The organism is Labrenzia sp. R5_0 (assembly GCF_017743835.1).
GTDB lineage: Bacteria > Pseudomonadota > Alphaproteobacteria > Rhizobiales > Stappiaceae > Roseibium > Roseibium algicola.
The window spans coordinates 157,400-174,545 of record NZ_JAGHRK010000003.1 but is presented as its reverse complement, the minus strand read 5'-3'; the positions used below and the strand labels follow the sequence as shown (position 1 = coordinate 174,545).

Genomic DNA, 17,146 nt, shown 5'->3' with positions numbered 1-17,146 from the left:
GCCTTACCTATGCTTCAAGACAACAAGAGTGATGTCATCAAATACCTTGTAGTCGCCGATATGCGACTTCACATCATTAATGACCGCTGCGGCAATACCTTTAGCGGATTTTTCGCGATTTTCATGGGCGCTCTGGGCAAGCCTGTCGAGGCCATACATCTCGCCCTTCGCATTTTCCGCTTCCGTGATCCCGTCCGTATGCAGGATCAGGATGTCGTCGGGTCCGAACGCAAGATCCAGTGTGGCCACAAAGGGTGAAATATCGGCCTCGAGCCCGACCGGGAAACCGAGATCCATCGTGTCGATCCGCTCGGTTTCGCCATTGGCACGAATGATCAGCACTTCCTCGTGCTGGCCAGACAAGGTGACCTGTCCGTCCTCGTAGTCGACGAAGGCAAGGGTCAGGTGCTTGTCGGAATTGGTACGGGTGATGTTCTTGTAGACAGCGCGGTTGAGCACATCCAAGAAGGCAATCGGATCCTTGTCCCCCTTCTCCTGAAGCGCACGGGCAACCGACTGCACCATGAGCATCAACACGCCGCTTTCCAGGCCGTGGCCGGTCACGTCGCCGATACCGACCTTGATGCGGCTGCCGTCGAACAGGACGTCGTAGTAATCGCCGCCGACTTCGTCTGCCGGTTCCATGAAGGCGGCAATCTCGATCTGCGGGATGACTTCCAGTTCGCTCAACCGTGGCAGAACCATTTCCTGAATGCGCTTGGCGACATCCAGCTCGGCTCCGAGGCGCAGGTTTTCCGATTTCAGCCGCTTGTTGAGCTCGCCGATCTCGTGGTTCGCGGTTTCCAGCTTCCTGGTCCGCTCCTCGACGAGATTTTCAAGGTTCTCCGTGTGATAGCTGATCTCTTCCGCCATCCGGTTAAACGCAAGCCCCACGGCCGCAACCTCGTCGCGGGTCGGAATAGCAACGCGAACCGAATAGTCCTTGTTCTGCAGCGCGCGCGCCGCGGCGGCCAATTGCGACAAGCCCTTGGTGATACGGCCGGAAATGGCATAGACCGCAACGAACACCACGAAGATACTGACGCAGAAGGCAATCAGCTGGTAGTTCAGGATGCGGGCCGTCGCCTCGGAGATGTTGTTGGTGGCATCGATCAGCGACTGGTAGATCTCGCGTTCGGAAACGACAAAGCCCAGCGTCATCGTTTCCGAGGTGATGCCGGTTCCATCCCACAGGTTGGTCGGGTTGAGCTGCTTGAGGACCAGAAGATAGGGGACCTCTTCACCGTCATTTTCAAGGAAGATGTGCTTGATGACGGTCTCGTCCTTGGCACTGAGTTCAAGGGAAGAAATGGCGGGCTGGCTGCTTTCCTTGAGGTTCCGGTTCACGCCGGTAACACCCTGGCCGCTGACGTCGCTCGAAACCAGACCCAGTGTGGCCTCGCCGGCTTTCGGCGTTGCCACCACGTTGCCGTCGGACATCGTCAGGAAGCCGAAGCCGCTTTCCGAAATCTCAAGGCTTTCGACGAGCGAAGTCAGCTGTTCGAGCGTGATGTCGACCGCGACCATGCCCGCAACATCCTTGCGATCCTGCGTCCACAGGGGATGGAAGAAGCTGACGATCAGCTTGCCCGTGATCGCATCGATGTAGGGAGCAGTGGTGACGATATTGGATTCAACCGGCTTGGAAGACGGATCCTTGATCCAGCCTTGCCAACCTTCGTAGACCCCGGGAAAGAAGAAATCCCAGAAGTTCGCGCCTTCGTTATGGCCGGGGTAAAGCAGGTCGAATGTCTGCGCCTGTTCCGAATAAGGGGTCGCGCGCATGATCGACGCGTCCTTGGGGCCGACATAATAGATCTGCAGCTTGGGAGCGCCTGTCGACATCATCGAAGGCCCGACAAGGCTGAGGAAGGAGCTGTTCTTCAGCTCATCTGCGGCCTTGGGAAGCGGGTTCTTGTCTTCATCGAGCAAGTAGCCCCAGACGCTGACTGCGGAAGGAACACCCTCGGTGTTCTGCGACCAACCGCCTTTTTCGTCGTAGACCAGTCCGGAGGAAAACTCCGAACTGCCCTCAATCGTGTTTCCGACCGCTTCCTGAATATCCGGGTGGTCGATCAGTGTCTGCATCGACGAGGCAAGCGTCGCAAGTTCCGAATGAACGCGCTCGATCAGAAGGTCGGCGCGGAACGCAGTCGTATCGATGTAGGTTTCCAGATAGTCTTCGGTCGCGGTGGTCAGGCCTTCACCGACCTGCTCCGTTGCATCCCTGGACAGCTTCTGCACGTTCCAGATGCCGATGCCACCGGCAAGCGCCAGATCGAACAGCACCGCCACGCCCACGACAAGAATGAACTTGGCGCGAAAGCTTCGCAGTGAAAAGCGACCTATCTGCTTTTCACTCTGAGGGCTCTTTACCGGTGCATTCATAGCGGCTTACGCCCCGAGGCGACCCAGATCGGCCAGCCCGCATACCCCTTGGGGTGGAGCGCTGCGAAAATATGATCATCAAAACCCTTGGCGAAGCGTTCGATGAACTCGGGGCTGTCGCCGCGTTCCTGCGCCATTTTGCCGGCAAAGAGATTTTTCCACGAGGCGATGACGTCTGCGAAATCCTGCGGGTCGCCGTCGGTGTTGGTGACCATGAAGGAGCCTATGGTGACGTTTTCAAAACCACCGTCGATCAGGAGGCGCCGGCATTTCGGGCCGATTTCGATATCCATATCGAAATGGTGCCAGAGTTTGGCGACCTCGTTATAGGTCCACTGGATGGACTCCGATCTCGGTTCGCCGAGGCAATGGGAATTCTTTTCGTTGGTCACGTAAATGCGGCCACCCGGCTTGCAGATACGGTAGAGCTCCTTGAGGATCAGTTCCGGCTGATCGAACACCTGCAGGGAATGTCGGCAGGTCACGAAGTCGAACTGATTGTCCTCCAGCAGCATGTCCGCAGCATCGCCAAAGACATAGTCAATGCCCTTGATGCCGAAGTCGGCGGCGACACGGCGTGCGTAGTCGAGGCTGGATCTGGAATGGTCCAGCGCGACAAGACGGTCGGGCTCGAACTCCTTTTGCAGGAGTACGGCGAAATCGCCGATGCCGCAGCAAATGTCGGCCACCTGCATCCCCGGCTTCAGGCCGTGGCGGCGAAGAAGTTCCTTCTCATGGCGCCAGGTAAGCTTGGTCTGTGTCCGCAGGACATGAATGAATTCACTGTCCTCGACGAAGGACTGTCCCGGGTAGAACTCGTTGTCGTATTCGCTGACGGTGATCTTGTCGGACATCGTCTCAAGCACGGCGAACTTGCGCGTTGCCCAGCCGACGACACTCGACGTCGTCACATGAACGCTCAGATCGCTGCGGTTGCGCACAAGATCCAGGATCTTGCCGGCAAATGCGTGGAAGGCGACGTTGTTCATGCGCACCAGGCGCCTGACGTTGACGTAGAATTTTCCGCTCACCTTGGCGACGGACTGTTCCATCGCGGAAAAGCAGCCATGCAGTTCCTCGGCCCGTTGGGGGCGCAAGCTGCCATGGAGCGAGAACTCCTGATCGTTCTCGTTGAAGGTCCATTGAAAGGCCTGTGTCATATTATCAGCGATCATTCTGTGTCGTCCTCAAGCACGAGCTCTGCAACCAGGCTCATGCGGCCGTCTTCGCTCCGTCCGATGGCAAGCCGGGCGCCATAGTCGACGCCGAGTTCCAGGAGCCCGAGGCTCGCATCCGGTTCGGCGTCGGCAAACAGCGCTTCCAGATAAAGCGTTTCGGCGTCCTCGCCGTTGACCTTCGCAATGGCGGTCTCATAGATCTTGTAGGTTTCTTCGTCCGCAGGGAAAGTCAGTTCGATCCTGTCGACATTGCCGTCGCGCTGAACCGCGCATTGCAGTTTGCCGCCGGAGCCGTGGGTGCGGTACACCGCTTCCAGCAGCTCGTTCAAAGCCGACGAATAGAGATTGGAAAACAGGAGCGAATCCAGCCGGTTGTGGCTGACCATTCGGGCAATGTATCCCGACATGAGATCGCAATGGGTCCAGTCGGTGCAAAAATCCTTGATGTCCAAATCCAGGTGAATCATCTGCGGCAGACCGGAATTTGATGATATGCCTTCAGAAGGTGCCTGCATTTTTATTCCCCCGCTGGCGTGGTCAATTGCACCTCAAAGCGATGCACTTCTGTTATACGAGAAAGCTGGAAATTTTGGCCGATTGGACTCGTGTCATCGATAATTCATGTATTTAACAATACGGTGTCGCTCATTGCCAAGGATATATCAACCGCGATTGCTCCAATGTTTTCTGCTTCATTAACATAGCAGCACAACTCTAAACTTTGGGTTTCCACCGCGCGTCCGTAAAGGCATCATATTTACAACATGACAAGCACCAGTAATTTTGGCGCCGCTGCCCAACCAGACACTTCCGCTGGCGAACTCGCGCGAGTGCGCAGAGAACTTGAGGAATTGCGCGCTGAACATGACGACCTCAAGCTGCTTTACGAGGCAACGATCGAACATGGCGAAGCCGTGGAAGACCAGTTGGCCGAATACAACATCCTGCTGACCCGCACCCAGGAACGCCTGGAAGCGGAGCTTCGTGATGCCGGCAATTATGTTTATTCCATCCTGCCGGAAAGGCGACCGGAAGCCCCGAAAGCGGACTGGCTTCTGGTGCCGTCGACCGAACTGGGCGGTGATTCGTTCGGATATCACGACCTCGACGACGATCATTTCGCAATTTACCTGATCGACGTCTGCGGCCATGGTGTCGGGGCCGCATTGCTGTCTGTCGCAATCATCAACGTGCTGCGCTCGAATGCGCTTGGGGGCACCGATTTTCGTGACCCGGCAAACGTTCTTGCCAAACTGAACAATGCCTTTCCGATGGAACGGCAGAACAACATGTTCTTCACCATTTGGTATGGCGTCTATCGGCGCTCGACCCGGCAACTGGCCTATGCCTCCGGCGGCCACCCTGCTGCCATTCTCATGCGGCCTTCGGCATCGGGGCTGGACGTCATCGGCCTCGGAACGCCGGAAGGCATGGTTATCGGCGCCATCCCAGACATGGAATTCGATGGCGGTACATTCGACGTTCGCCCGGGCGACCGATTGCTCGTCATCAGCGACGGCACCTACGAAATCGAGGATGCGGATGGCCGGACACTGACCTGGGCCGAGCTCGCGGACAAATCGAAATCCGTGGACGGAACCGTCCCTCAAGCCATCTACGACTGGCTGGCCACATTCCACGACAATGCGCCCCTGCCGGACGATTTCTCCATGATGGAATTTGCCTTCTGAGGGAAGCGCCTTGCAGCAAGGTGCCCGTCAATCCTTGGCGCGAGGCACCAGAACCGTGGTGTGGTTGACGTTTCCGATCCGTTGGGTCGCAACGTCATCGGCCAGCTGGTGCACCAGATAAAGTCCCAGACCGCCAATGCCCATGTCCTCGACTGTGTCCGCTTCCGGTGGACCGGACGGCATGCCGCTGTTGTCGAATGGTCTCGCCCTGTCGGACAGGACGAGCTTGACGTGTGTCGGCCCAAGCGCCGCCGTGACCGCGATCTGGTCCTTGCCGCCATCCGGATAGCCGTAGGCAACGGTATTGGCGAACAGCTCTTCAACGACCAGGCACAGGGTACGGCGGACCGCGTCGGACAGGCCCGCTCCTGTGCAGAACCGCTCCAGCACGGTATAGACCGCCGGCAGGTCCTCCAGGTCGTTTCGAACTGTCACCGTCTCGAGATCCACCATCCCGTTCCCTGCCGGACGTTGTTCAATTCAAGCTGCTGGGCGTGAGCTTCGGTCAACCCGCCAGCGCCTTTGCGTCTTCCCGGCTTTCCGCCACCTGCATGATCTTCAGAAAGCCGGAGATCTTGAGGACATCGACCACGGACTGGTTCACCTGGAACAGCACCAGCTTGTCTCCGGAAGGAGCCAGAAGCTTGGCAACGATCAACAGTGATCTCAGCCCGAAACTGGTGACGTAGTCCACTTGCTCCATATCGATCAGCAAGGTTGCCGGCTTTTCCGAGATCAGTTTCTTCAGGTAGGTTTCGAAGGTTTTTGCGCTGAGCGTGTCCAGCTTGCCGACAGGACGAACAACGATCAGGTCGCCGTCCGTCTCGTGGCCGATGGTGATTTCTGCGACGTCTGCGGTCATTGCCATTTCCCAAATCTGCATCGGTGCCCGGACTGCAAAAAGCCGACAGCCTCCGGTTTCAACCGATGAAAGCATCTGCCACGCAATTTCAGCGTGAAACTTGTACATTTTATAAAGGCGCACCACGCGAAAGGCTACGAGACCAGGGATAAGCAAATTTCTGCATGCTTCCCGGCAACTCTCGATCCGGCTCGCGTTCGGTCTGCTTGCCGGGGACAGCTATCGGGGCCCTGCGACGGGTCACCTCATCCAGACGAACATAACCGGCGCCTGGCTGGAAACCGGAGACTTCTTTTCCGGAGAATGACTGCGCGTTAAGATCGAACCCGGACTGGTCCTGCGGCCCTTACTCGGGAGAACGTGCGTTTGAATACGGTCGACACTTCTGCCGCTGTTGCGTTGCTACGATCTGAAGCAGCGACCCGGCGCGGACGCCGACACAAGGTCAATCAGGACAGCCACTTTGCGGCCCCGTCGCATGGGCTCTTCACGATTGCCGATGGCATGGGCGGTCACAGAGAGGGTGACGTCGCCAGCCGTGCGACGGTTCACGCCATCTCGCAACTGACCAACATGCCGCCGAGCAGCCACGAAGCCCGGCAGATTGCCCTGGAAGCCAAGCTCAACCACGTCAATCACGGTCTTTACGCCGGTTTTCTCGCTCTCCCCGAACAAGACATTTCAGGCACGACAACTCTCAGCCTGATCATCAGCGGGACACAAGCCAGCTGCATCTGGGCCGGAGATTCGCGTCTTTACCTTTTGCGCCAGCAGCAACTGTTCCTCATCTCGGAGGACCATGCCGACAAAGCCGGACGGCTGACTGCCGCTGTCGGCATCCAAAACACGCTTCAGCTTGACCGCCGAACGCTGGAGATGATGCCCGACGATGTTTTCGTACTTTGCACCGACGGGCTGTTGAAAGGCATGGACGAAACCACGCTGGCCAGGATGGCCACCGAGGGAACCTCCGGTCTTGCTGACCGGCTTGTTTCGCGCGCTGTGGCAGGCGGATCCTCGGACGACATCACGGTGATAACCGTTTGGACGGAAACAGATGCTCAGCCGCCGGAAGCCGGCAGATAGAAGGAATGCTGCTGGCCCGAGGCCCAACCATCCTGCACGAATGCCGTTACGCCGATCAGATCCTGATCTTCCACCGCCATTCGTTCCACTTCGAAAGTGACCTTGTCTGAGAGGGATCTGCTCAGGACTTCCAGGCTCGTTGCGACCGCAGCCTCGCGCTCGTCAGCATCCTGCCCTGCAAACACCGCCTCGCCGAGAGCTTCCTGGAACAGGGAAAACAGGCGGGACACCAGTAGGGCCTGATCCAGCGCGCCCCGACCGTCCTCGCCAGGCTGGACCGTCACGGCCCGACGGAATACGAGGCTGGTTCTGTTGGCGACGCCCTCCAGCACGTTGATGCCGGCAAGTGCGAGCGACGGTGCCGTGTCCGAACCGACGGCAAACCGTGTTGCCATGGCAACTTCACCGCCCATCGACCGGCTTTCGACAAGCTCCAGCGCATCGTAATCCTTCGGCATGCCGACGGGGAGCCGCGGAAACACTTCTGTTTCAAGCTGGACCAGTATTTCGGAAAGGGCGACAAAAGCACCCGACACAAACAGCGCCGGCGCACCGTCCTCTTCGGCGGTCAACCGGGCATCGTTCCAGAACAGTGCCAGGTGAGAGGCGGCATAGCTGGCCCTCAGGCCTGCAAAACCTTCGAAGCCCGGCTTGTCGAGCAACTGATGTGGCGTTTCGATGTCGGCAACTTCCTCACCCGGTACTCCGGCAAAGTGCCCGGCAAGCGCGGCAAGCCCGACCGTGTCACTTTCGGCGCATTCCCGCGCAAGCACCTTCAGCCGTTCCGTGTCGCGTGGGCCAAGGCCGATTTCGTTCGCAAACAGGGCAATATCGTAGAGTTCTGCCTGCAGGGCCTCGCCGGTTTCGCCCAGAACCTCCTGCAGGTCGACGGCATCAAGATCATGATCGAGCTGAAGGAGATGAAGTTCCAGCGGCAGGTCGAACGGAACTTCACTCAGGAGCAGGTTCAATCCATGCCAGTTCAGCAGCACCTTGCTCAGTTTCGGGCTTTCGAAGAAGAGACGCGCCTGTTCCAGCTGCAGCGTATCGGCTGGCGCATCCTTCTTTTTCCCCTCGACGGGTCCACTTGAAACCTGGCCCGTTTCCTGGAGGGTCTTTTGAATGAAGGCATCCACGGCGGTTTTCGCGGCACTGCCGCTTTCGCCAGGAGCAGCCTTTTCCTCCGGACTGCGGATCATCGACAGGAGGGCGTCGAGCCCCTCGGTTCCCTTGCTGCTGCTCGAGGCATCGTTTTCCTTACGCTTGCCTTGCTCTGAAGTCGGCAATTCGTCGTCTTTCAGCAGTCTTTCCAGCAATGACTTCTGCTCATCCAGTGCCGACTTGCCGATCTTGTCGTAACGCTGGTCATGAACGGCAAGCTGAACCTGGTCACCGGAAGCCGCCTCAAGATCCCGCACAAAGCGAAATCCGCGCAGCAGTTTTGTCGGATGCAGATCTTTCAGGCGCGCGAAGGAGACCTGTTCTTCCAGCTCGGGTGGATGCGAACCGAGCATATTGGCCGCCGAGACGGAAAAGGATGGTGTTTTCTGTTCCAGGATTTCCTCGACGTCCTGGCCGGTAATATTGAAAGCCACGCCGGTTGCCGCAAGGCCGAAGTCTCCTGCGATCAGCGCCCTGAAAGGCGGTGTCGGCTTGATCTGGACTGCACTGTGACCCTTGTTTCCGAGGCCAATCGAGAAGCTGGCGATACCGCCTTTGATGTCGTCTTCCCCGGTCATTTCGATCAACCCCTATTGATGATTGTAAGTTTCACTCAAATTGACATGAAGGCGAATACGGCTTGCGCGATCACGATATTGCCGTCAGTCTCATACCATTGGTCTCAACACACCGTTGCAGCGGGTCAGGGTGTAGCAGAGCCGGTTTCAAGGTTGCGCGCAGTCAATTCCTCTTCCATCCCTTGCCAATAAATCACCTGCCGTCAGGGTAATCTATCAGGGGTGGATAGGCGTTTCAAAATTGCCCCCGGATCGTTCGACGATCCGATCAACGCCCAGGTCATCCAAGCAAAAATGCGCGAAGCCAGCTGGAACGAAACGACTGCAGCGCGCATACTGAGCGTCGGCTGGCAAACCATACCCCACGCGTTTACCCAGCTCTACCTTTGTCGCCCCAACGGCTTGCGCTGCTCCTGTTCCGGGGCCAAGAGAAGCTTCGGGCCGAATTGTCGCCAGGGATCCTGCAGATTTGACGTCAGACATGACCTCCGCCACGCACACGCTGATAACCGCCTTCGTGTCCGGCAAGCTGTCTTATGACGCCTTGTCGAAGCAGCTGCGGACCGGTGCACAGCAATCAGCGAATGCCCTTGATGAAACGCGGCAGGCAATCCGGGATTTTGTCGAAGCGGGCCACCTTCCGAACGAGCTCGGCCAGAGACTGCAGAACCAGTTGCCGGCGGGCGATGCCAAACCTTCCGGTTACGACGTAAAAGATAATCCGCCACGTCCACATGCTGTTCACGGCACACAGCAGGAACCGGTATCGGCTCCCGCACCTGAGCAGGCAGCAATGCCCCCTGCAAACCTGCCGCCATTGCCATTGCTGAACGAGCCAGCCGGGGCAACGGGTGGCGAGACAGCAAATGACGAAACACGGGGCAAGATGGACGAGGCCATTTTGACCTCACTCGTTGCGGGCTACGCCGGCTTTCGCAGTCGACGCGCGAATGCCGCCGAAGAACCACCACCTTCAGCCGACAGCGGCAAACTGGACAAATATCTGACCGAATTCAAAAGTGCCCGGTTTCGTTCCGACGCGCGCCGCGTTTCCGGCGGCGGACAAAGAGACAGTCTCGACGTCAACAAGCTGGCGACACCCCAGGTGAAACGCGCCGGTGTCGGCTCCATTTTGCGTGACCGGTTCATTCTGGACACCGAGATCGGGAGCGGCGGCATGGGGCACGTTTATTCAGCCGTTGATCGCCGGCGCCTGGAGGCAGCTCACGGCCAGCCTTATGTCGCCATCAAGCTTCTGAACGAGAACTATCGCAACGACACCGAAGCCGTGCGGCTTCTGGAGGCCGAGGCACGCAAGTCTCAGGCACTCGCACATCCGAATATCACCACAGTCTACGACTTCGATCGCGACAAGGCCGATGTGTTTATCGTCATGGAGCAGCTAAACGGCGTGGGACTGGACCGCCGGATCGGGCGGGCCCTTGGCAAACCCCTGCCTCTGGGCGAATGCGCCCGGGTCCTGCGCGGCACCTGTGCAGGTCTGTCCCATGCGCACAGCCGGGGTGTCGTTCATTCGGATCTGAAGCCCGGCAACATCTTTCTGCTGACGGACGGCACGATCAAGCTCCTTGATTTCGGCTTGGCGGCCGCGGCAAGCGCCAGTGCGGACCATCCGATCCGGGATAGCCTGACCTCGGCCTACGCAAGCCCCGAGCAATTCCGGCGCGCGGACCGTGATCCCCGAGACGATGTCTTTGCGCTTGGCTGCATCGCGTACCAGATCCTGACCGGCGGCCATCCGTTCCAGTTCCGACCGATAGACGAGGTCGCGCGGGAAGGTCTCGTGCCGGCGCCTGTCGAGGGGCTCTCCCCGCAAGCCTGGAACACCTTGCGCCAGGCGCTCGCGTTCGACCGCAACAAACGCCTTGGAGACGTCGACAGTTTCCTGAAGGGCCTGTTTGAAATGCAGGACTGAGCCGAGACCACCCGGCAACCTGGCCTGCAAATGTAATCACTCGATGGAATCGACGATCGTCTCGATTGCCCGCGTGAATCCGTGGTCCGGCTGCTGGGTGCTGATCAGGCCTGTGCTGCCGATCTGGATGAGATCCGTCGACAACGGCAGGACAGCTGCCACCGGCGTGCGGTAGTTGGAAAAGATGCGCTGTGCCAACTCGTTGAAATCGAAGGTTTCCAGAGCCTTGTTGACCACCAGAAACAGCTGCGGCACCTCAAGCTTGCGCGCCAGTTCCAATGTGACTGCGGTGCCCTGATAGTCCTGGATGTCAGGACGAAGGATCAAAAGCAGCGCGTCGGAGATAGCGATGGAAAGCAGTGTTTCCTCGTTGACGCCCGGGTGGGTATCGATCAGCAGATAATCGAGTTCCAGGCCTCGGCAGAGATCGACGAAACCCCGGTTCAGATCCTCGACATCATATTTTTCCTTCAGGATCCGTGCGATCTCACCGGTCTTGATCGATGAAGGCACCAGAAAGACCTTGCCACCGTCCGGCACCGTTGGGTTGCCGTCGCCATCAACCACGTTTTCCGTGACATCGACCGCCGTATCAGTCACCGAACAATGCCCCCACAGGTAGTTGTTCAGCGTGTTGTTGACCGTGTTGAGATCGACCTTGAAGAGGGTGTGGATGCCTGGGGACTGGATATCAGTATCGACAATGCCGACCCTGTGACCACGCAGGGCAAGCACCGCGGCCAGGTTGGCCGTGACGTTGGATTTGCCCGTGCCGCCGCGATAGGAATGAGTGGAAATGATTTTGGTCACGGATCAATCTCGAAGGATGTTTTGAAAGTTCAGGACTTGTACCGGGATCGAAGATCCTTGGCGCGGGACTGCAGGGAGCGGAAATAGTCGGAATCGCTCACCTGTTCGATTTCAGCCTGCGCCTGTTCCTTGTCGTAGGTGACTTCGAACTTGTCCAGCCGGGTTTTCAGCTCGGCATTTTCCTTGCGCAGCTTCGCTTCGGCCGCTTCCAGCTGGCGCTTGGTTTCCGTCAGTTCCGCAATGAGCTGGCTGGAATGGAATTCGCGTGCCTCTACCTGCACCACCATGCCTGAAAAGGTTTCCGCCAAAGCGCGAATATCGGCTTCGACACCCTCGTCCGTGATCACCTGATAAAGCTCCTCGACCTCGTCGAAGCGCCCGTTGGCGATCGCTTCACAGGTCCGGGCCAAGCTGGCCAGAGCAGGTTTCATGGTGTCGGATGAGGTCATTCAGCCCTCCGCAGGCGCTCGAAGATAGCCCGGTTAAATCACGCCTTGCCGGGTAACCCAAGATGTTTGTTGAAGGGTCCTGCGATCGCCCCGGAGCATTTGCTGCATTGCGACGGGTTCCTTTCGAGACCGTCACTGGCGGCAAGATGCCCGCACCTTGCCGCCAGTGTTCTTCCCAACACCGGAAAGTTTGCCGCCTTATCGTTTTGGCAGGATGTTGTGCTCCGGCCCAAACGGGAAACCGGTAATGTTCTCAGCCCCGGTTTCCGAAACGATCAGGATGTCGTGTTCCCGGTAACCGCCTGCTCCGGCTTCGCCTTCAGGGATCATGATCATCGGCTCCATGGAGACGACCATGCCCGGTTGAAGCACCGTGTCGACATCCTCACGCAACTCCACTGAAGCTTCACGGCCGTAGTAGTGGCTGAGCACACCGAAGGAATGGCCGTAGCCGAAGCTGCGGTACTTCAGGAGATCGTGGCTACGGTAGATGTCATTCAGCTCGCTTGCGATATCGCAGCAGCGCGCACCCGGCTTGATCAGCTTCAGTCCCTCGCGGTGGACATGGCAGTTGATCTCCCAAAGCCGCAGGTGCTCGTCGGAGGCATATTCGCAGAACAGGGTCCTCTCCAGCGCCGTGTAATAGCCGAAGATCATCGGAAAACAGTTGAGGCTGAGGATATCGCCGGCTTCCACCTTCTTGTTGGTGACCGGGTTGTGCGCTCCATCGGTGTTGATGCCGGACTGGAACCAGGTCCAGGTGTCCATCAGCTCGACGAACGGGAAGGACTTCGCGATTTCCCGGATCATGGCATTGGTCGAGGCCATGGCGATTTCGTGCTCGGGTACACCAGCCTGAACCGCGTCCACCAGAGCCGCTCCGCCGACATCGCAGATGCGTGCACCTTCGCGGATCAGCACGTGCTCCTCGGCGCTCTTGATCGTGCGCTGCGCCATTGCGTCGGCGGCAATGTCGACCAGCTCCACGCCCGGAAGCGCGGCTTCCAGAAGCTTCAGCATGTCGAGGGAGACGTGGTCGAACTCGATGCCGATGCGCTTGACCGCAGGATTGGGCATCCCAAGCAGCGACTGGATAGCGTGGAAGTAATTGTCCCGACGCCAGTCGGTGTAGATCACGGTGTCGCCGTGGGTCCTGCGCCAAGGCTGACCACCGTCAATACCGGCCGCAATCGTGGTTGCCTTGTCCTGTGTGACCAGAAAGCCGTATTTGCGGCCGAAGCAACAATAGAGGAAGCCGGAGTAGTAGCAGATGTTGTGATAGGAGGTGAACAGGGCGGCATCGATCTGCCGGTCCGCCATCAGCTTGCGGAGTTTTGCCTGGCGGCTGTCCATTTCGGCAGCCGAGAAGGGCGAAAACGCCTTCTCGCCGTTGTTCATTTCATAAATGCGGATCATGTCGTTGCTCATTGAAGGCTCCTTCCGTTCGTTCGAGCTTCGGTTTCCAGGGACCTGAAACGCAAAACGGGCCGGCTTCCGCGAAGAAGCCGGCCCGCCAGGCCCAAATTCAAAATGTCTTGCTACCGGGAGACCCTGTCTCCACCCGGTGACTGGCGTTCCGCCACCGGCTCACCTTGAAAGCAGCGGGGCGCTCCTCGCGCCCGCCCGGGATCAGCCCGGGGACAGACCTCTCAGGCGTTCGGACCTGCGGCGCAGCAGCTCCAGTACGGTCAACAGGCAGATGGAAATGGCCACCATCAGGGATGCCACCGCCAGGATGGTCGGCGAGATCTGTTCGCGAAGGCCGGTGAACATCTGCCAGGGCAATGTCTTCTGCCCGGCGGATCCCAGGAACAGCACCACCACCACTTCATCGAAGGAGGTGATGAAGGCAAACAGCGCTCCGGAGACGACACCTGGAATGATCAGGGGCATCTGCACCTTGAAGAAGGTGGTAACCGGGTTGGCGCCCAGGCTGGCCGACGCCCGCACGAGACTGCGGTCGAAACCGACCAGTGTCGCCGTCACCGTGATGATGACGAAGGGCGTTCCAAGCGCGGCATGGGCCAGAACAACCCCCCAATAGGTGCCCTGCAGGCCGATGCGCGAATAGAAGAAATACATGCCTGCCGCCGAGATGATCAGCGGCACGATCATCGGCGAAATCAGCACTGCCATGATCGCGGACTTGTAGGGAACATGGGACTGGGACAGGCCGATGGCCGCCAGGGTGCCGAAGCCCGTCGCCAAGATGGTGGCGACAGGTGCGATCAGCACCGAATTGGTCAGCGCCTGCTGCCAGTCCGGATTGGTGAAGAAGTCCTGGTAGTGCTTGAAGGAATAGCCTGCCGGGTCGAGAGCCAGCATCGCCTTGGTGAAGGTGAAGAAGTTCTCCGCGTTGAAGCTGAGCGGCAGGATTACCAGGATCGGGAAGATCAGGAAGAAGAAGATCAGCCCGCAGATCACCCGGAACGTATAGTACCAGGTCCGCTGGAGAGGAGACGCGTAGGGAGGAAGTGCACTCATGCCGCCACCTATCCGAGTTTCACGTTATCGATGCCGACGATCTTGTCGTAGACAACAAAGAGCACCAGAACCGCGACGAGCAGCAACGTGCCGAGCGCTGCGCCCAGACCCCAGTTGAGCGACGACGAGATGTGGTAGGCAATCCGGTTGGAAATGAAGATGCCCGACGTTCCGCCCACCAGTTCCGGTGTGATGTAGTAACCGATCGACAGAATGAAGACGAGCACGGCACCCGCGCCGATGCCCGGCACGGTCTGCGGGAAATACACCCGCCAGAACGCGGTCCAGTCGTTGGCGCCAAGGCTCTTGGCCGCGCGCACATAGGACGGCGAAATGGTTTTCATGACCGAATACAGCGGCAGGATCATGAACGGCAGCAGGATATGCGTCATGGCGATGATGGTGCCGGTCTGGTTGTTGATCATGACCAGGCGTCCGGCGTCGCTGATGATGCCTGTCCAGACAAGGAAGTCGTTGATCACCCCCTGTTGCTGCAACAGCACCTTCCAGGCCGACGTCCGCACCAGAAGCGATGTCCAGAACGGCAGAAGCACAAGGATCATCAGCAGGTTGGAGGAGCGCAGCGGCAACGCCGACAAGAGGAACGCGATCGGATAGCCAAGAAGCAGGCACGACACGGTGATCGCGATAGACAGGAACAGGGTGCGGCCGAACAGGAACATGTAGATCCGTTCGTCTTCCGGCTTCAGTTCGATCCCGTTCGCGGTCTGCTGCGCGTCGAAGGCATTCAGGAAATAGCCGGCCGTATAGCGCGGCGAGAACCGTTTGAGGACCTGCCAGGTCTCGACATTGCCCCAGTCCTTGTCCAGGTCAATGAACTGTTCCTTGTAGGGACCGGCTTCGTCCATGCGCTTGACGCCGCGCCCTGTCTTGCGGAACAGGCTGGAAACGCCGGTTTCCTCGTAGTTGAGACGTGAGCCGAGGCGGGTATGGGTCTTTTCTTCGACGGCGACGACCAGGTCGTCGTAAAGCGCCGCGAAGACAACCTCATCGGGCACGTTGCCGGAGGTTGGATCCCACTCCTGAAGAGCGATGACGGTCTTGGGAAGCGTGTCTTCCACGATCCCGTTTTCGACCGAGCGGAACAGCATGTCCACGATCGGGGCAACGAAGGTGAGCAGGACAAAAATCAGCAGGGGCGCAATCAGCGCCAGGGCGCGCAGCTTCTCGCGGCGCAGCGCCTTGGCAAGGGCCGCCTTCAGCGGCTTGCCGTCTTGCGTCGTCAGAACCTCGCCCGCGTGGGTATCGCTCATGAAACAGTCTTCCGCAAATCCGTTGGAAGATCCGGGTGAGGCATCGCCTCACCCGGACCGGTTTCTCATCTGTCCGCGTTCATCCGAACGCGAACAGCATCAGTTGATTACTGGGCCAGCCACGCCTGGAACTTGGCGTCGATGTCGTCCCGGTAATCCGCCCACCACTCGTAGTTATAGAGGAAGGTGTTCTTGGCGTTGTTCGGGTCGGTCGGCATGTGCGGAGCCATTTCGATGCCGAGGTCGGCGTGCTTGCCAACCAGCGGTGCCGAGGACTTGCGAGCCGGGCCGTAGGAGATGTACTTCGCCTGATCCGCCAGACGCTGGGTGTCGGTGGCGTATTTGACGAAGTCCTTCACCATGGCGAGGCGGTCTTCCGGAAGACCGGCCGGGATGATCCAGCCGTCAAGGTCGAACACCTGAGCGTCCCATAGCATCTTGACCGGCTGCTTCTGCTCTTCGATCAGGGAGAACAGGCGGCCGTTGTATGTGGAGCCGATCACGACTTCCTTGTCGGCCAGAAGCTGCGGGGTTTCCGCACCAGCAGACCACCACACGACGTTATCCTTGATGGTGTCGAGCTTCTTGAATGCCTGCTCCTGACCTTCTTCGGTCTCAAGAACGTTGTAGACTTCTTCCTTCGGCACGCCGTCGCACAGAAGAGCCCATTCCATGTTGTTGATCGGACGCTTTTCCAGCGAGCGCTTGCCCGGGAATGTTTCCAGATCGAACACGTCACAGATGTCGTCCGGCTCCTTGCCGTTCCATTCGGCGATGTCGGAACGATAGCCGAAGGTGGTGGAGTAGACGATCTGCGGAATGAAGCACTCGGAGACCAGCAGGTCGCCGAAGTCTTCAGAAGCCTTGGTACCGTCCGGTGCATCGGCAAGGTCGGTGTCCGGATCGATTTCCAGTGCCAGGCCTTCGTCGCACAGACGGATCGCGTCGGAAGCAACCACGTCGACCAGATCCCACGTGATGTTGCCGGCTTCGTTCATGGCGCGCAGCTTGGCGACAGCCTCGTTCGAAGACTCGTCCCAGATCACGTTGATGTCGGAGTTTTCCGCGACATACGGATCGGCGTAGGCGTTTTTCTGGGAGGCCTGATAGGCGCCGCCCCAGGAAACGATGGTCATGTCCTTCGCCATGGCCGCGCTGCCGGCAAATGCCAGAGCGGTGCCAGCGAGAATTACAGTTTTGAGCTTCATGTGAGTTAGCTCCCTCTTTTAGGATTTAACGGATTTTTCCG

Annotated in this window: 15 protein-coding genes; 3 read left to right on the top strand and 12 right to left on the bottom strand. The window is 58.7% G+C overall.

The genetic code is table 11. The annotated features are described in order from the left end of the window. Positions 1 to 3: 3 nt before the first annotated feature. From J7447_RS16190 to J7447_RS16180, 3 genes are read right to left on the bottom strand one after another with little or no spacing between them, the layout of a single operon-like run. Entirely contained in the window at positions 4 to 2,388 is a 2,385-nt protein-coding gene (locus J7447_RS16190) for a SpoIIE family protein phosphatase (protein WP_055657017.1), read from the bottom strand. Beyond that, positions 2,385 to 3,563 (bottom strand): class I SAM-dependent methyltransferase, encoded by a 1,179-nt coding sequence (locus J7447_RS16185; protein WP_022999187.1) that lies wholly within the window; start codon positions 3,561 to 3,563, stop codon positions 2,385 to 2,387. Before J7447_RS16185 ends, J7447_RS16190 begins: the two co-directional genes overlap by 4 nt. Then, positions 3,560 to 4,081: a hypothetical protein gene (locus J7447_RS16180; protein ID WP_022999188.1), complete on the bottom strand. Its 522-nt coding sequence runs from the start codon at positions 4,079 to 4,081 to the stop codon at positions 3,560 to 3,562. Before J7447_RS16180 ends, J7447_RS16185 begins: the two co-directional genes overlap by 4 nt. Before the next feature lie 315 nt (positions 4,082 to 4,396). Here J7447_RS16180 and J7447_RS16175 point away from each other — a divergent pair, with 315 nt between their 5' ends. Next, positions 4,397 to 5,257, top strand: a complete 861-nt coding sequence (locus J7447_RS16175) for a SpoIIE family protein phosphatase (protein ID WP_209170227.1) — start codon at positions 4,397 to 4,399, stop codon at positions 5,255 to 5,257. Between the two features lie 27 nt (positions 5,258 to 5,284). On the opposite strand, the gene J7447_RS16170 is transcribed toward J7447_RS16175, so the two are convergent. Beyond that, complete coding sequence (locus J7447_RS16170) at positions 5,285 to 5,710, bottom strand: ATP-binding protein (RefSeq protein ID WP_055657014.1); 426 nt, start codon at positions 5,708 to 5,710, stop codon at positions 5,285 to 5,287. Between the two features lie 52 nt (positions 5,711 to 5,762). Continuing rightward, positions 5,763 to 6,119, bottom strand: a complete 357-nt coding sequence (locus tag J7447_RS16165) for an STAS domain-containing protein (RefSeq protein WP_209170226.1) — start codon at positions 6,117 to 6,119, stop codon at positions 5,763 to 5,765. A 360-nt stretch (positions 6,120 to 6,479) separates the two neighbouring features. Here J7447_RS16165 and J7447_RS16160 point away from each other — a divergent pair, with 360 nt between their 5' ends. Further along, positions 6,480 to 7,205 carry a protein phosphatase 2C domain-containing protein gene (locus J7447_RS16160; RefSeq protein ID WP_209170225.1) on the top strand — a complete coding sequence of 242 codons (726 nt, stop codon included), beginning with the start codon at positions 6,480 to 6,482 and terminating at the stop codon, positions 7,203 to 7,205. Here J7447_RS16160 and J7447_RS16155 read toward each other — a convergent pair. Beyond that, a complete protein-coding gene (locus tag J7447_RS16155) occupies positions 7,181 to 8,944 on the bottom strand; it encodes a hypothetical protein (protein WP_209170224.1) in 1,764 nt (587 codons plus the stop codon). The two genes, J7447_RS16160 and J7447_RS16155, sit on opposite strands and share 25 nt — an antisense overlap. 481 nt (positions 8,945 to 9,425) lie before the next feature. Between J7447_RS16155 and J7447_RS16150 the strand changes: the two genes are divergently transcribed. Beyond that, positions 9,426 to 10,880: a serine/threonine-protein kinase gene (locus J7447_RS16150; RefSeq protein ID WP_209170223.1), complete on the top strand. Its 1,455-nt coding sequence runs from the start codon at positions 9,426 to 9,428 to the stop codon at positions 10,878 to 10,880. Between the two features lie 36 nt (positions 10,881 to 10,916). Here J7447_RS16150 and J7447_RS16145 read toward each other — a convergent pair whose 3' ends face one another. From J7447_RS16145 to J7447_RS16120, 6 genes are all read right to left on the bottom strand, one after another. Then, on the bottom strand, positions 10,917 to 11,690 hold the full coding sequence (locus J7447_RS16145; RefSeq protein ID WP_055657002.1) for a MinD/ParA family protein: 774 nt from the start codon (positions 11,688 to 11,690) through the stop codon (positions 10,917 to 10,919). A 29-nt stretch (positions 11,691 to 11,719) separates the two neighbouring features. Next, a complete protein-coding gene (locus tag J7447_RS16140; RefSeq protein WP_055657000.1) occupies positions 11,720 to 12,139 on the bottom strand; it encodes a hypothetical protein in 420 nt (139 codons plus the stop codon). A gap of 198 nt (positions 12,140 to 12,337) precedes the next feature. Then, positions 12,338 to 13,567, bottom strand: coding sequence for a M24 family metallopeptidase (locus J7447_RS16135; protein ID WP_209170222.1), 1,230 nt, complete (start codon positions 13,565 to 13,567; stop codon positions 12,338 to 12,340). A gap of 201 nt (positions 13,568 to 13,768) precedes the next feature. Then, positions 13,769 to 14,623 (bottom strand): ABC transporter permease, encoded by an 855-nt coding sequence (locus J7447_RS16130; RefSeq protein WP_031268731.1) that lies wholly within the window; start codon positions 14,621 to 14,623, stop codon positions 13,769 to 13,771. Positions 14,624 to 14,631: 8 nt separating this feature from the next. After that, positions 14,632 to 15,897, bottom strand: a complete 1,266-nt coding sequence (locus J7447_RS16125) for an ABC transporter permease (RefSeq protein WP_022999201.1) — start codon at positions 15,895 to 15,897, stop codon at positions 14,632 to 14,634. A 107-nt stretch (positions 15,898 to 16,004) separates the two neighbouring features. Then, positions 16,005 to 17,105: an extracellular solute-binding protein gene (locus J7447_RS16120; protein WP_022999202.1), complete on the bottom strand. Its 1,101-nt coding sequence runs from the start codon at positions 17,103 to 17,105 to the stop codon at positions 16,005 to 16,007. Between the last annotated feature and the right edge of the window lie 41 nt (positions 17,106 to 17,146).